The sequence below is a fragment of the Pseudomonas sp. LABIM340 genome, assembly GCF_040017195.2.
Taxonomy (GTDB): Bacteria; Pseudomonadota; Gammaproteobacteria; order Pseudomonadales; family Pseudomonadaceae; genus Pseudomonas.
The window spans coordinates 2707668-2722365 of sequence record NZ_CM200227.1 but is presented as its reverse complement, the minus strand read 5'-3'; the positions used below and the strand labels follow the sequence as shown (position 1 = coordinate 2722365).

At 67.8% G+C, this 14698-nt stretch carries 12 protein-coding genes; 7 read left to right on the top strand and 5 right to left on the bottom strand.

Annotated features, from left to right (window positions below; all coding sequences use genetic code 11):
* Positions 1-2: 2 nt before the first annotated feature.
* A complete protein-coding gene (locus ABKS89_RS12715) occupies positions 3-650 on the top strand; it encodes a TetR/AcrR family transcriptional regulator (RefSeq protein ID WP_348589275.1) in 648 nt (215 codons plus the stop codon).
* A 7-nt stretch (positions 651-657) separates the two neighbouring features.
* On the opposite strand, the gene ABKS89_RS12710 is transcribed toward ABKS89_RS12715, so the two are convergent.
* Genes ABKS89_RS12710 through ABKS89_RS12690 form a run of 5 tightly spaced genes read right to left on the bottom strand, consistent with a single transcriptional unit; the run spans position 658 to position 6676 of the window.
* Positions 658-1887: an NADH:flavin oxidoreductase/NADH oxidase family protein gene (locus ABKS89_RS12710; RefSeq protein ID WP_348589276.1), complete on the bottom strand. Its 1230-nt coding sequence runs from the start codon at positions 1885-1887 to the stop codon at positions 658-660.
* Positions 1888-1920: 33 nt separating this feature from the next.
* Positions 1921-2994, bottom strand: coding sequence for an amidohydrolase family protein (locus ABKS89_RS12705; protein ID WP_138216611.1), 1074 nt, complete (start codon positions 2992-2994; stop codon positions 1921-1923).
* Positions 2995-3024: 30 nt separating this feature from the next.
* The gene (locus tag ABKS89_RS12700; RefSeq protein ID WP_192295144.1) at positions 3025-3405 is read right to left on the bottom strand and encodes a hypothetical protein; all 381 of its coding nucleotides are present in this window, start codon (positions 3403-3405) and stop codon (positions 3025-3027) included.
* 2 nt (positions 3406-3407) lie between these two features.
* Positions 3408-5054: an FAD-dependent monooxygenase gene (locus ABKS89_RS12695; protein WP_348589277.1), complete on the bottom strand. Its 1647-nt coding sequence runs from the start codon at positions 5052-5054 to the stop codon at positions 3408-3410.
* Positions 5051-6676, bottom strand: coding sequence for a bifunctional 3-(3-hydroxy-phenyl)propionate/3-hydroxycinnamic acid hydroxylase (locus ABKS89_RS12690; RefSeq protein WP_348589278.1), 1626 nt, complete (start codon positions 6674-6676; stop codon positions 5051-5053). The genes ABKS89_RS12695 and ABKS89_RS12690 overlap by 4 nt, the downstream gene beginning before the upstream one ends.
* 263 nt (positions 6677-6939) lie before the next feature.
* On the opposite strand from ABKS89_RS12690, the gene ABKS89_RS12685 reads away from it, so the two are divergent.
* From ABKS89_RS12685 to ABKS89_RS12660, 6 genes are all read left to right on the top strand, one after another.
* Entirely contained in the window at positions 6940-7554 is a 615-nt protein-coding gene (locus ABKS89_RS12685) for a TetR/AcrR family transcriptional regulator (protein WP_348589279.1), read from the top strand.
* 79 nt (positions 7555-7633) lie between these two features.
* The gene (locus tag ABKS89_RS12680) at positions 7634-8725 is read left to right on the top strand and encodes a VOC family protein (RefSeq protein WP_348589280.1); all 1092 of its coding nucleotides are present in this window, start codon (positions 7634-7636) and stop codon (positions 8723-8725) included.
* A gap of 75 nt (positions 8726-8800) precedes the next feature.
* On the top strand, positions 8801-9754 hold the full coding sequence (locus ABKS89_RS12675; RefSeq protein ID WP_348589281.1) for a fumarylacetoacetate hydrolase family protein: 954 nt from the start codon (positions 8801-8803) through the stop codon (positions 9752-9754).
* The gene (locus tag ABKS89_RS12670; RefSeq protein ID WP_348589282.1) at positions 9754-11655 is read left to right on the top strand and encodes an acyl-CoA synthetase; all 1902 of its coding nucleotides are present in this window, start codon (positions 9754-9756) and stop codon (positions 11653-11655) included. Before ABKS89_RS12675 ends, ABKS89_RS12670 begins: the two co-directional genes overlap by 1 nt.
* A 59-nt stretch (positions 11656-11714) precedes the next feature.
* The gene (locus tag ABKS89_RS12665) at positions 11715-12731 is read left to right on the top strand and encodes an MBL fold metallo-hydrolase (RefSeq protein ID WP_348589283.1); all 1017 of its coding nucleotides are present in this window, start codon (positions 11715-11717) and stop codon (positions 12729-12731) included.
* 114 nt (positions 12732-12845) lie between these two features.
* Complete coding sequence (locus ABKS89_RS12660; protein ID WP_348589284.1) at positions 12846-14696, top strand: DUF1302 domain-containing protein; 1851 nt, start codon at positions 12846-12848, stop codon at positions 14694-14696.
* Positions 14697-14698: the final 2 nt, after the last annotated feature.

Genomic DNA, 14698 nt, shown 5'->3' with positions numbered 1-14698 from the left:
CCATGACCGACCACCAGCCCCGCGAAGACGACAGCGAACCGCTCACCCGCGGCCACAAGAAGCGCGCCCGCACCCGCCAGGGCCTGCTCGATGCGGCGCTGCGGGTTTTCGCCCGGCAGGACATCGCGGCCACGGTGTTCCAGGACCTGGCCGCCGAGGCGCAGGTCTCCACCGGCACCATCTACAACTACTTCAAGACGCGGGAGGAGCTGGCCGAGGCCGTGGGCATCTCGCTGGCCAGCGACTTCTCCGAGACCATCACCCAGCTCAGCGCCGGCATTTCCAGCGGCGCCCGGCGACTGGCCATCGGCGTACGCATGTTCGTCCTGCACGCTCAGTCCGACCCGCAATGGGCCAGCGCGCTACTGCGGGTGATCCACTATGACCAGGCCATGCATTCGACGCTGGCCAAGCATGTTCGCGACGACCTGCGCGGCGGGCTGGCCGAAGGGGTCTTCAACTACGCGAACGAAGATGTCGCCCTGGACCTGGTGATTGCCTGCGCCACCGGCGCCATCCGCGCCAGCATCGAGGGCCGGGCGCCGGAGGGCCAGGACATCCTGCTCGGCGAGATGGTCCTGCGCGCCCTCGGCGCCACACCCGCCAGGGCGGCGAAGTTAGCCGCCCTGCCCTTGCCGAAGGGCGACTGAACGCTCCTCAGGCCTGCGCGACCCAGCGCCGATAGCGGCGCGACAACTTGCGTAGCTTCAGCTGGTTGCCGATCAGCGCCAGCAGTGGCGAGGTGCGCGGATTGGTCGGGCGGCCCTGGCTGAGCAGCGTCAGCTGCTTCTTCACCACCGACTGGGTCGCCACGGCGGCGAAGGCCTTGTTCTTCCACGCCACGACTATCGGTTCGACCTGTGCGCCCTCGCCGGCCTGCCAGCGCCGTGGCAGCGTCGGATCGACCGCCAGGGCCGTGGCCATGCCGACCATCGCCACCGGCCCCTGCAGGGCGCGTTCGGCGACCTCGCGCCGGCGAATGCCACCGGTGACCATCAGCGGCATGCGTGCCGTCGCGGCGATACGCTCGGCGAACTCGAGGAAGTAGGCCTCCCGCGCCAGTGTGCTGCCGTCGCGAGTCTGCCCCTGCATCGCCGGGCTTTCGTAGCTGCCACCGGACAGCTCGACCAGGTCCACGCCGCGCTCGTTGAGCAGACGCACCACGGCCTCGGCGTCGCGCGCCTCGAAGCCGCCGCGCTGGAAGTCGGCGGAGTTGAGCTTCACCGCCACGCAGAATTCCGGAGCCACCCGCTCGCGGATCGCCTCCACCGTGCGCAACAGGATGCGCGCGCGGTTCTCCAGGCTACCGCCCCAGTCGTCCTTGCGCTGATTGCTCAGCGGAGAGAGGAACTGGCTGAACAGGTAGCCATGCGCGGCGTGTACCTGCACGCCAGTGAACCCGGCGCTCTCAGCCAGCAGCGCGGCGTTCAGGTAACGCTGGATCAGCCCGTCGATTTCCGCGCCGGACAACGCACGCGGCTGGGCGAAAACGCCCTTCAGGCCGGGAATGTCCACGGCGATGGCCGAAGGCCCCAGGGCCGGTTGCCCGAGGTCGGCCATCAACTGGCGGCCAGGATGGTTGATCTGCATCCAGGCCTGCGCGCCATGACTGCGACAGGCCGCGGCCCAGCGCCTGAAGCGCGGCAGCAGGCGGTCGTCCTCCAGCACGACCCCGGCCGGGCCGGTCAGCGCGCGGCGGTCGACCATCACATTGCCGGTGATGATCAATCCGGCACCGCCCTCCGCCCAGCGCTGATACAGACGCAGCAAGGTATCGCCAGGGGCGTGGTCGGCGTCGGCGAGGTTCTCTTCCATCGCCGCCTTGGCGATGCGGTTACGGATCACCTGCCCGTTGGGCAGGTGCAACGGTTCGAACAGGGTGCTCATGGGATCGCTTCTCCGTTCATCAATCGGCCTGGCTCAACGGCTGCGCACCCGCTCGACGTAGGCGCCCAGCGGGCGGGTGAGACTGCGCTTGATCCGGCTGGCGAACGACTCGCCACTGTAGATCGGCGCCGCCACCACCTGCTCGCGGGCATCCCGGTACTGAGGGAACAGGCTCAGCGCGTGCCCCCGGTTGATCCCGTAGCGCTGCGCATCCGACCACAGGGTGTTCTGCTCCAGGGTCTGGCAGGTCAGGGTGGTGACCGGCGCCGGCGCGAAGGGAAAGTCGCTGCCGAAGAGAATCTGCGAGGGCTCCACCAGCTCCTTGAGCGCCGCCATGGAGTAGCGCGACGGCGACAGCGCGGTGTCGAAGTAGAAGCGCTTGAGGTAGGTCATCACCCCCTGCGGCGCCTTGTCCTGAAACTGCGGCAGGGCGTTGGCCAGCGACACGCGCCAGGCCACGTACGGCAGGAAGCCGCCGCCGTGGGCGAGGATCCAGCGGATGCGCGGGTACTTCTCCAGGGTGCCGGTGAGGATCAGGTTCACTGCCGCGCGGGTGGTGTCGCAGAGGAACTCGACGAGGAAACCCGGCGCGGCGATGCCGAGCTTCTCGCTGCTTTCATGCATGTTCGGATGCACGAAGACGATGGCCGCCCGGCGGTCCAGCTCGGCCATCAGCTCGTCGAAACGCTCATCGCCGAGGAACACGCCATCGGTGCTACCCAGCAGCACCACCCCGTCGGCCTTCAGCTCGTCCAGCGCGCGGATGGCCTCGCGGCAGGCGGCCTCGGTGAAAGGTGTGGGCAGCACGGCAAAGTTGCCGAAGCGCCCCGGATGATCGGCACGCATCTGCGCCGCAAAGTCGTTGCAGCGCATCGCCAGCTCGCGGGCCTGCTCCACTCCCCCGCCGAAATGTACGCCCGGCGCCGACAGCGAGGTGATGGCGGTCTGGATGCCGTTGAGGTCCATCACCTCGATGGACTTCTGCGGCGACCATTTCGGCAGCGGCGCACCAGCGACCATGTCCAGGCCTTTTTTCGCCATGACCTCGACGAAGGCCGGCGGGATGATGTGGTGGTGCACGTCGATTCGACCTTGTTGGATCGTCATTCTTGTTGTCCTTGTGTGATCCGTGAGGGGCTAGGCAGCCCGGGCGATCTTCATGGCTTCGTTGAACCACAGGGCCACCGCGAAGCGCCCCTGCAACTGGCACTGCCCGCCTTCGACGGCGCGCAGCATGTCGGTTTCATCGCGACTGAGCATCACCCGCAGCGCGTCCGCGCTGCGTTGCCAGTGCTGGATGAAGTCCGGACGGCGGTGCTCGCCACGGTGCAGGCTGAGCACCCCACCGCGCAGTTGGTAATAACCGCCGACTCCATCACCGGTGCGAATCTGCAGCACGAAGGAGTCTTCGTGGAGCAGTTCGCGCAGGCGCGCCGAGCGGCGTTCGGCCCGGCGCAGCAGGGGGATGGACGCCAGCAGGAGCAGGCGCAGTTTCAGCGAATCGATGAACAGGCTCATGGTCAGCGGGCTCCGCGCAGACGGTTGAACAGCGAATAGCAATCGACCGGCAGGCTGTCGCCGCGCCAGCACACATGCTGGTCAGGTCGCACCAGCACGAAGCGCCGTTCGTACAGGGTCGCCAGGTATTTCTCGTGGATCGGCAGCACGCTCAGCGGGACGCCGCACTCCTGCGCCGCCTCCTGCAGTGGTGCGCAAGCCTCGGCATCGGCGTCGAACGCCAGCAGGGTGTAGCTGCCAACGGCCAGTTGATCGAACAGGGCCGTGCCGTCCTCGCGGAACGCGCTGGGCAGGCGCGCGCCGGACCAGGTGGTGGGCGTGTAGCGAATCTCCTCGTATACCGGCTCACTGGCGGTGTCCGCTTCGATCGCCGGCGAGCCGTGGTAGCGGTAGCCGATCTCCACGCCCAGCGATTCGTAGAGCCGCGACACCTTGCGCTCGAACTCGCGCCCTGCGGCCTCGCGCGCCGCCTCACCGGCCGCCCCCTGGGCGAGCAGCGCGTCGTCGCGACGCATCTGCGCCTCGAAGGTTGCCGCCGCGCATTTCTTCACGTGGTCGCGGTTGCGCCGGGCCACTGGCAGGCGCTCCGCCTCGTAGCTTTCCAGCAGGCGCGGGCCACCCCAGCCAGCGAGACAGGCCGCCAGCTTCCACGCCAGGTTGTGCGCCTCGGCCACCCCGGTGTTCATCCCCAGCCCGCCGGTGGGCATGAACTGGTGGGTGGCATCGCCGGCAATGAATACCCGCTGCCGGCCGAATGAACGGGCCACCAGGAACTGCGGGCGCCACGGCCCGGACTGGACGATCTCGTAGCGCAGCCGGGTGCCGAGGGCGGCGTCCACCACGCTTTCCAGCGACTCACCGGGGCGTGGCGCGAAGGGCCGGTGCAGTACGTAGTCGTTGCGGCTGGCGTCGGGCGAGACCAGCAGGCCGGCGAAGCCCGGCCGCGTCAGCCAGGTGTGCCAGTACGGCTGGTTGTTCGGGAACAGCCCGGCGATCTCGTCGGAGCGCAGGTGGATGATGAACAGCTCGCCGACCAGGTCGCGGGTGCCGTCGTAATCGATGTTGAGGAAGTTGCGCACGCGGCTGTTGGGTCCGTCGCAGCCGACCAGGTACTGGGCGAAGAACTGCTGCGCGTCGCCGCTATCCACTTCATGGGCCATCACCACCACACCCGTGGATCCCTGCTCGAAGCCATACAGGCGCCAGCCCATGCGCAGCTCGATGTTCGGATCGGCTTCCACCTCGGCCATCAGCACCGGCTCCAGGTGCATCTGCGCGATGCGCTGCATCGACTCCAGCGGCAGGCTGCCGTCGCGGCAGGCGCGGATGGCCTGCTCGGCCTGACTGACCGGCTGGTAGATCAGGTGCCGGTCGGACATCACGCTATAGAACGGTCCGCTGGCCGAAGCCGCCATCGCCGAGTACTGGTTGGCGTCGACCGGGTTACCGGCGGCGCGGATGCGCTCGGCCAGGCCCAGCTGGCGGAAGATTTCCATCGAGCGGCAGTTCACTACGTCCAGCTTGGGGTGACTGGTGGTCTGCCGGCGGTCGTTGAGCAGCACCGAGCGAATGCCCAGGCGGCTGAGGTTCAGCGCCAGGGTCAGGCCGACCGGGCCGGCGCCGCTGATGAGAACGGGGGTGTCGATCATGCCGCCACTCCTTGGGGTTGATGGCTCTGGCTTACCAGCGACAGGCCGGCGAGGAAGCGCTCGGCGACGCGGCCCAGCTGGTCAGCGCGGCCGGCATCGAAGACGTAGCGGTCGGGGCGAATCAGCACGAAGTCCATGTCGGCTTCGTCGAACCAGTCCTGCAGCGCGCCGGTGGGGTCGCCCAGCACCGGGCCGGCCGGATCTTCGGCGAACTCCAGCACGCGCAGGTCCACCTGTTGCGCCAGTCGCTCCAATTGCGCGCGCTGGCTATCGAGGCAACCGCGCCGGGCGAGCAAGGCAAAGCCGTGGCCCAAGGCTTCGTCGAGCAGCACGCGCTCGCCCTGCTCCTCGCGCAGCACTTTCGGCTGCAGGGCCAGGTGCCCGGACAGCCGGTGCCCCCAGCCGCAGAAACCGGTAGCCAGCGGTTTCTTGCGGTTGGCCTTGTCGGCGAAGGCCTTGTTGGCGAAAGGCAGCATCCCGGCGATGCGGAACAGCAGCCAGTCGCGCAGGAAGGCCACGCCGCGGTGGCGGGTCTGGATGACGTTGCCGAGGAACATCGCGCCGTTGATGATTTCGCGCACATGGGCCGAGCGTTCGGCCTCGTAGTCGTCGAACAGTTTCTCCCGCGCGGCGCCGCGCAGCACCATGTCCAGGCGCCAGCACAGGCTGCTGGCATCGCGCACACCCGAACACATGCCCTGGCCGAGGAACGGCGGCATCTGGTGCGCCGAGTCACCGGCCAGGATGATCCGGCCGTTGCGCCAGTCGTTGGCCCAGAGGCCGTGGAACTTGTAGTAGGCGATGCGGGTGATCTCGATCTTGTCGAGGTCGACGAAGTCGCGCAGTTGCTGGCGCACCAGGTAGGGATCGGTGGCCTCGCGCTCGGACTTGCCGCCGGTGACCATGAACTGCCATTCGTAGTACGGGCCGGCCATGGGTACGTAGGTCACCGGCTGTGCCGGGTTGCACACCTGCGAGTGGTTGGCTGGCAGCAGTGCATCCTTCTCGCCGGAACGGGTCTTGGTATCCACCACCACCCAGGCCTCGTCGAAGTCCGCCGACTCCAGGCGCAGCCCGGCCTCGCGACGGACGAAGCTCTTGCCGCCGTCACAGCCGATCAGGTAGCGCCCCTGGAACACGCGCTCGCTGCCGTCCCGCTGCACGGCGGTGGCACGCACGCCTTCGGCATCCTGCTCGACGCCAGTAACGCGGCAGCCGTACACCGGGGTGACATTGGGGTAGCGCTTGAGGCCGTCGTGAAAATGCCGCTCCAGGGTCGGCTGGTGAAACCACCAGGCGCCGGGATGGCCGTAGCGCCGGTCCTGGCTGCCGATGCGCGAGCGGGTCACCGGCTTGCGCCCGGGGCGCAGGATGATCTCCATGTCGGTGAACGACTCGCTGGTGCGGCCGATGTCGCCGGCCAGGCCGGCGAACTGGAAGATGCGCATGATCTCGTCGTCGAAGTGCACGGCACGCGGGGCGTAGTAAAGGTCCTCGTCACGCTCCAGGCCGACCACCGACCAGCCGTAGCGGCCCAGCAGGTTGGCCAGCACCGCCCCGGTGGGGCCGAGGCCGACGATGATCACGTCGCAGGTTGTCGTTGTTGTTGTGGACTCTTGCATTGCTTGCTCCAGGGGAAGACATCGCCGAATCATTTTGAACACCAGTGTTCAATTCAGTCAACTGGAGATCAATTCTGATTCGACTTGCCCAGTCAAAGCCGCCGGCCAGAGCCTTTCCGGAGCACCACCACCGTGCTGGAAAGGCCCGGAAGACGGGAGAAAACGAGGAGAAAGCAGGAAAAATGACGACCAATGGACCCTGTTGACTTATTTTGAACGCACGTGTTCAATCGCTCCAAGCTTGACCTTGGAGCCATTTCTTCATGGAAACCCTCAACCCCGTACAACGCCGCATCCACCAGGCCGCCCTGCGCCTGTTCGCCGAGAAGGGCGCCAGCCAGGTGAACATCAGCGACCTCGCGCAGGAGGCCGGTGTGGCCCGGGGCACCATCTACAACAACCTGCAGTCCATCGACGACCTCTTCCAGCACGTGGCCAGCCACCTGGCGGCGGAGATGCACCAGCGCGTGGTGAAGAGCTTCGGCGAGACCTCGGACCCGGCCCTGCGCCTGGCCAACGGCATCCGCTTCTTCATCCGCCGGGCGCACGAGGAACCGCACTGGGGCGCCTTCATCAGCCGCTTCTCGATGAGCGAGGAATCGCTGCGCGGCATGTGGTTCGGTCCGCCCACCGCCGACCTGCTCAGCGGGCTCGCCAGTGGCCGCTACAGCTTCCGCCAGGAGCAGCTGCCGTCGGCGATATCGATGATCGCCGGCTCCGTACTCAGCTCCATTTTCCTGGTCCTGGAGGGCCACCGGACCTGGCGCCAGGCCGGCAGCGATTCGGCGGAACTGACCCTGCGCGCGCTCGGCGTGGCGCCGGAGGAAGCGCGCAGCCTGTCCACCGGTGAACTGCCGGTGCTGCCACCCGCGGACTGACCCACCCGAACCTGCCAACGCTCCTTTTCAGGGGCGATGGCGAAGCCTTGCCTGACGAAAGCCACGGAGAACAACAAGCATGAGCCGTCAGCACTCCTCTACTTCCCTGGCAACGCCGCAACCGGCGCGCCATCCGCAGCCGACGGTCAAGGCCCGCGCGCTGGCCCACCTGATCTTCGAGCGCCCGGACCTGGAGCAGGCCGAACGCTTTCTCGGTGACTTCGGCCTGACCCTGGCACGCCGCGACGCGGACTGCCTGTGCCTGCGCGGCACCGGCCCGGCACCCTACTGCTATCGGGTGGAACGGGCGGCACAGGCGCGCTTCGTCGGCTTCGGCCTGACGGTGGAAACACGCGAGGACCTGCAACGGCTGGCGCGCCTGCCGGGCGCCTCGCCGCTCGAGAAACTCAATACGCCCGGTGGCGGCGAATCCGTCAGTCTGCGCGACCCTTCCGGCTTCGTCGTCGAGGCGATCCACGGCCAGCAGCCGGCCAGCCAGCTGGCGCACCGCCCGGCCCTGCCGCTGAACCAGGTCGACGAGGCACCGCGGATCAACGCCACCCAGCGCCCGCCCGTGGCCCCGCCGGACATCATCAAGCTCGGCCACGTGGTGCTCGAAGTGGCCGACTACCAGGCCACCTGCGCCTGGTACACCGAGCATTTCGGCTTCATTCCCAGCGACGTGCAGGTGCTGCCCGATGGCTCTCCGGCGGTCTCCTTCATGCGCCTGGACCTGGGCGACACGCCCGCCGACCACCACACCCTGGCACTGGCCCAGGGCTTCATGGCCGCCTACAGCCACAGCGCCTATGAAGTGGTGGATGCCGACGCCGTCGGCATGGGCCAGCGGGTGCTGCGCGAGCGCGGCTGGAAGCACGCCTGGGGCATGGGCCGGCACATCCTCGGCAGCCAGATCTTCGATTACTGGCAGGACCCCTGGGGCGACAAGCACGAGCACTACTGCGACGGCGACCTGTTCACCGCCGAGCGCCCCACCGGGCTGCATGGCGTCAGCCCCGAGGCCATGTCGCAGTGGGGCCAGCGCATGCCCAAGAGCTTCACCAAGCCGGCGATGAACCTGCAGAAGCTGCGCATCCTGCTGCACAACCTGCGGCACAGCCCGGACCTGACGCTGCGCAAGCTGATCACCCTGGCGCGGATGTTCGGCTAGCCCCGCAGCATCACAACCAGCACAACAACAATCGCCGCCCCGACGCGGCCCACCGCAGTACCAGGAGTCGCTCCCATGCCCGTGCACCTTGTCCGCTTCGAACACCAGAACGAAACCCGCTGGGGCGTGCTGCGCCAGGGCCGCATCAGCCCCCTGCCCGGCCGCTACGCCAGCACCGGCGAGCTGATCCGTCAGGTGCAGGTCGAGGAATTGACTGAGCTGCGCGGTGACGAACTGCCGCTGGACACGGTGAAGCTGCTTTCGCCCATCACCCGCGACCAGCAGTTCGTCTGCCAAGGCGCCAACTACCGCCAGCACATGATCGAGTCGGGCATGGACCCGGACGCCAAGCACTTCAACATGATCTTCACCAAGGCGCAGAGCTGCATCGTCGCTGCCGACAGCGACCTGATCAAACCGCGCCAGGTGCGTTTCCTCGACTACGAGATCGAACTGGGGCTGGTGCTGCGCCGCGAGATCACCGGCAAGGTCGCGGTGACCGACTCCAACCTGCACGAGTTCATCGCCGGCGTGGTGATCGTCAACGACTACTCGGCGCGCGATATCCAGATTCCACAGATGCAGTTCTACAAGGGCAAGAGCTTCCGCACTTTCGGCCCGGTCGGCCCGTACCTGTGCCTCCTGCAAAAGAGCGACATGCGCTACCTGAAGGAGCTGCAGTTGCGCCTGACGGTCAACGGCGAAGTGCGCCAGAGCGACAGCACCGCCAACCTGGTGCACGGTCCGGCCGAGACCCTGAGCGAGCTGTCCGGGGTGCAGGACTTCGCCGCCGGCGACCTGATCGCCACCGGCACGCCGGCCGGCTGCGCGCTGTCCGTCCCGTCGCCGGCCAAGCAGCGCATCGCGGCGCTGCTGCCCGAGCACATCAAGTGGAAAGCCTTCCTCAAGACGCAGGCGGGGCGCAGCCAGTACCTCAAGGCCGGTGACCTGGTCGAAGCCAGCATCCGCAGCGCCGACGGTGTGATCGACCTGGGCGTGCAGCGCAACCGCGTGGTGGAGCAAGCCTGATGGCCGTGAAGACCCAGGCGGACATCCAGGCACTGGAAAGCATCCCGCTGGCCCGCCGCGAACTGCCCGCCAGCACCTATGAGGCTCTGCGTCGCTGCGCCGTGCAGAACAGCCAGGCGACAGCACTGAGCTTCTTCCTCGAAGCGAAGGACTTCCGCCGTACCCACGACTGGACCTACGCCGAGCTTTTCGCCGACATCACCCGCGCCGCCAACGCCTTCCACCGGCTCGGCATCGGGCCGAAGGACGTGGTCGCCTTCCTGCTGCCGAACCTGCCGGAAACCCACTTCGTGATCTGGGGCGGCGAGGCCGCAGGCATCGTCCTGGCGATCAACCCGCTGCTGGAAGCCGCACAGATCGGCGACCTGCTGCGTGCCGCCAATGCGCGGCTGGTGGTGACCCTGGCGCCGACGCCCGGCAGCGACCTGTGGCCCAAGCTGGCCAGCCAGCTCGACAGTCTGCCCGGCGTGCGCGATGTGCTCTGGGTAAGCATGGCGCCCTACGTCGGCCCCGTGACGTCCCTCGCGCTGCGCTGGATGGCCCGGCGCGAACGCACTCGCCACCCGCGTCTGCACATCCACGACCTGCGCCGGCTGATGCGCCGCGAGAACGGCAAGCAACTCAGCAGCGGCCGCGTGATCCGCGCGGAGGAGCCCTCTTCCTATTTCTGCACCGGCGGCACCACCGGCCTGCCGAAGATCGCCAAGCGCAGCCACGGTTCGGAAGTCTTCAACGCCTGGGCCATGGCCGCCAACATGCAGCCGCGCCAGAGCAGCCAGGTGATCTTCTGCGGGCTGCCGCTGTTCCACGTCAACGGCCAGCTGGTCACCGGGCTGATGCCCTGGACCCATGGCGACCGGGTGATCATCGGCACCCCCCAGGGTTATCGCGGCGAGGGGGTGATTCCGGCCTTCTGGGCGATGGTCCAGCACTTCGGCATCAACTTCTTTTCCGGCGTGCCGACCGTCTATTCGGCGCTGCTGCAGCAACCGGTCGCCAACCACGATCTGACCAGCCTGCAGTACGCGCTGTGCGGCGCCGCGCCGATGCCGGTGGAGCTGTTCCGCGAGTTCGAGCGGGTGGTCGGCGTGCGCATCCTCGAAGGCTACGGCCTGACCGAAGGCGCCTGCGTGTCCTCGAGCAACCCGCCCGACGGCGAGCGCCCGATCGGCTCCATCGGCCTGCGCCTGGCCTACCAGGGCATGCGCGCGGTGATCCTCGACGACCACGGCGACTACCTGCGCGATGCCGAAGCCGACGAAGTCGGGGTGATCGCCATCCACGGCCCGAACGTCTTCCTCGGCTACCTCGACGACAGCCACAACAAGGGCCTGTGGATCGACATCGGCGGGCAGCGCTGGCTGAACACCGGCGACCTCGGCCGGCAGGACGCCCAGGGCTACTTCTGGCTCACCGGGCGCAAGAAGGAACTGATCATCCGCGGCGGCCACAACATCGATCCGAAGCAGATCGAGGAGGCGCTGCAGGCCCACCCGGCAGTGGCCCTGGTGGCTGCGGTGGGCAGCCCCGATCCCCACGCTGGGGAGATTCCCGTGGCCTACGTGCAGCTCGCTGCCGGCCAGCGTGTCGACAGCGCCGCGCTGCTGGACTTCGCCAACCTGCGGATCAGCGAACGCGCCGCGGTGCCCAAGCGCATCGAGATTCTCGACGCCCTGCCGGTCACGCCGGTGGGCAAGATCTTCAAGCCTGCGCTGCAGCAACGCGAGATCGCCCGGGTGATCCACCAGGAAGCGGACAACCAGGGCCTCGCCGGCATCGCCGTGGAGGTGGTGCAGGATGCCCGTCGCGGGCTGGTGGCGCAGGTTCGCGCCGGGTCCGGACGCGATGAACTGGCCCGCGCGCTGGGCCGCTACAGCTTCGCGGTGGACTGGCACGGCTGAGCCCGACCGCACCACCGCCACGCTCGCACCCGAAACAACAATAGAACGAAGGAAGTGCCATGCGACCCCGACTGCCCCGAGCCCTTGCCCTGCTGCTCGTCCTCGCCCTGCCCGGCTGCGAACGCATCCAGCACGCGGCCCTGGATGCGATGGTCAAGGACCACACCGACCAGTCCCTGATCCAGGGCGGCAACGGCATCCGCGTCATCCTCTGCGGCACCGGCACGCCGCAGGCCAACGCGCCCCGTGGGCAGGCCTGCACCCTGGTGGCCGCCGGTGGGCGGCTGTTCCTCTTCGATGCCGGCGAGAACGCCATGCGCAACCTGGAGACCAGCCACGTGCCGGCACAGGCGCTGAACCAGGTGTTCATCACCCACTGGCATTCCGACCATTTCAACGGCCTCGGCGCGCTGATCAACCACAGCTGGATCTACGGCCGGCAGACACCCTTCCTGGTCTTCGGCCCGCCCGGTGTCGAGCAGGTCGTCAAGGGTCTGGCCATGGCCTACGCCCAGGACGCCGGCTACCGCAGCGCCCATGCCTTGCCGCCCACCGACAAGCAGCTGGCGTTCGCCGAGCCGCGCCGGGTGGAGATCGCCGAAGGGCAGGAGTCGGTGCGCGTCTATGACCAGGGCGGGGTGACCATCGACGCCTACCGTGTCGATCACCATCCGGTGGAGCCGGCCTACGGCTACGTACTGCGCTACCAGGGCAAGAAGCTATTCATCAGCGGCGACACCCGCGTCAGCGAGCGCTACCTCGAAGCCATGCGCGATGCCGACCTGGTGGTGCACGAGGCGATCAACGCTCATCTGGTCCGCGAAGGCGCCGCCGCGCTCGAACGCACCGGGCAGCCGGATCGCGGCGCGCAGGCCGTGCGCGTGCTCGACTACCACGCCGACACCCTGGAGCTGGCGCGCATGGCCCAGCGTGCCGGGGTGCGCCACCTGCTGCTCACCCACCTGATTCCCGCCCCGGATGATTTCCTCGCCCGACGCCTGTTCGTCAGCGGCATGGCCGATGAGTATTCGGGCGAGATCACGCTCGGGGAGGACGCCCTCGACCTGAGCCTCTAGCGCCTCCACCTCACCACCTTCATCAACTGGCCCGCACACCGCGGGCCAGCGGGGAGCCGCTGCGCCCGAAAAAGGGCCGGCAGACGACAGAACAACAACAAGAGGTCGTTTCAGATGAACCGCAGATCACCCGCCTTGCACCTGCTCGCGCTTCCCGCCGCCATCGGCCTGGCCCTCTACGGCAACGGCGCGCAAGCCTTCACCTTCTCCCTCGGCGAAATCGAGGGACAGTTCGACTCCAGCCTGTCGGTCGGCGCCAGCTGGGCCATGCGCAACGCCGACGCCGCGCTGCTGCACAGCCACAGCTCGGACGACGGCAAGCGCAACTTCCGCGAGGGCGACACCTTCTCCAAGGTGTTCAAGGGCATCCACGACCTGGAGCTCAAGTACGGCGACTCCGGCGCGTTCGTCCGTGGCAAGTACTGGTACGACTTCAAGCTCAAGGACGAGCACCTGCACTTCAAGGACATTGACGACCACGGTCGCGAGGAAGGCGCCAAGGCGTCGGGCGCCGAGTTCCTCGATGCCTTCCTCTATCACAACTACAGCATCGGCGACCTGCCCGGCACCGTGCGCCTGGGCAAGCAGGTGGTGAGTTGGGGCGAGAGCACCTTCATCCAGGGCGGCATCAACGCCATCAACCCGATCGACGTCGCCGCCTTCCGCCGGCCCGGCTCGGAGATCAAGGAAGGCCTGATTCCGGTGAACATGTTCTACGTCTCGCAGAACTTCAGCGAGCACCTGTCCGCCGAGGCGTTCTACCAGTTGCAATGGCAGAAGACGGTAATCGACAACTGCGGCACCTTCTTCTCCACCACCGATGTGATGGCCGACGGCTGCAACGGCCTGGCCGCCGGCCCGGTGATCAACCAGAACCCGCTGGCGGTGCAGGCCCTGGCGCCGGCCGGGATCAACCTGACCGACGAGGGCATCGTCATCCCCCGCGGCAAGGACCGCGAAGCGCGCGACGACGGCCAGTGGGGCGCCGCCCTGCGCTGGTTCGCTCCGGAGCTGGACAGCGAGTTCGCCGGCTACTTCATCAACTACCACAGCCGCCAGCCCTACCTCAGCGTGCGCAGCGGCCCGCACGCCGCCGACCTGGGCTTCGCCCCGCAGCTGTGCGGCAACCTCGGCATTCCCGCCGCCCTCTGCGGCGGCGTGATCGGCAGCAGCGCCGGCCAGCAGCTGACCCAGGCCTACCGACTGGGCAGCTCCCAGTACTTCGCCGACTACCCCGAGGACATCCAGCTCTACGGCCTGAGCTTCAGCACCAGCCTGCCCACCGGCACCACCCTGGCCGGCGAGATCAGCTACCGGCCTAACATGCCGGTGCAGATCAACCCGGTCGACCTGGTCACCTCGACCCTGGGCATACCGGCGCTCACACCCGTCTACGGCGATGCTCCGGCACCGGCCAACGACGCGGTCCTCAAGGGCTACCGGCGCAAGGAAGTGACCCAGGCGCAGGTCACCGCCACGCACTTCTTCGACCAGGTGATGGGCGCCGACCGCCTGACCCTGATCGGCGAGATCGGCGTCACCCACGTCGGCGGCCTGGGCGGCGACGACGAACTGCGCTACGGCCGCAGCCCGGTGTTCGGCCAGGGCGCGCTGTACCCCGACAACAGCCTGTGCACCGGCAACAGCGTCACGCCGCAGTACTGCAACGACTCCGGCTTCGTCACCAGCACTGCCTGGGGCTACCAGACGCGGGCGATCTGGGAATACGCCGACCTCATCGACGGCGCCACGGTGCGACCCAACCTGGCCTGGTCCCACGACGTCCACGGCTACGCCCCGGAGCCGGGCTTCAACCAGGGCGCGCGGGCGATCAGCGTCGGTGTCGATGGCACCTACCTCAACACCTACAACATGAGCCTTTCCTACACCAACTTCTTCGGCGGTAAGTACAACGTGAATACCGACCGGGACTTCCTTGCCCTGAGCTTTGGCGTGTCGTTCTAAGC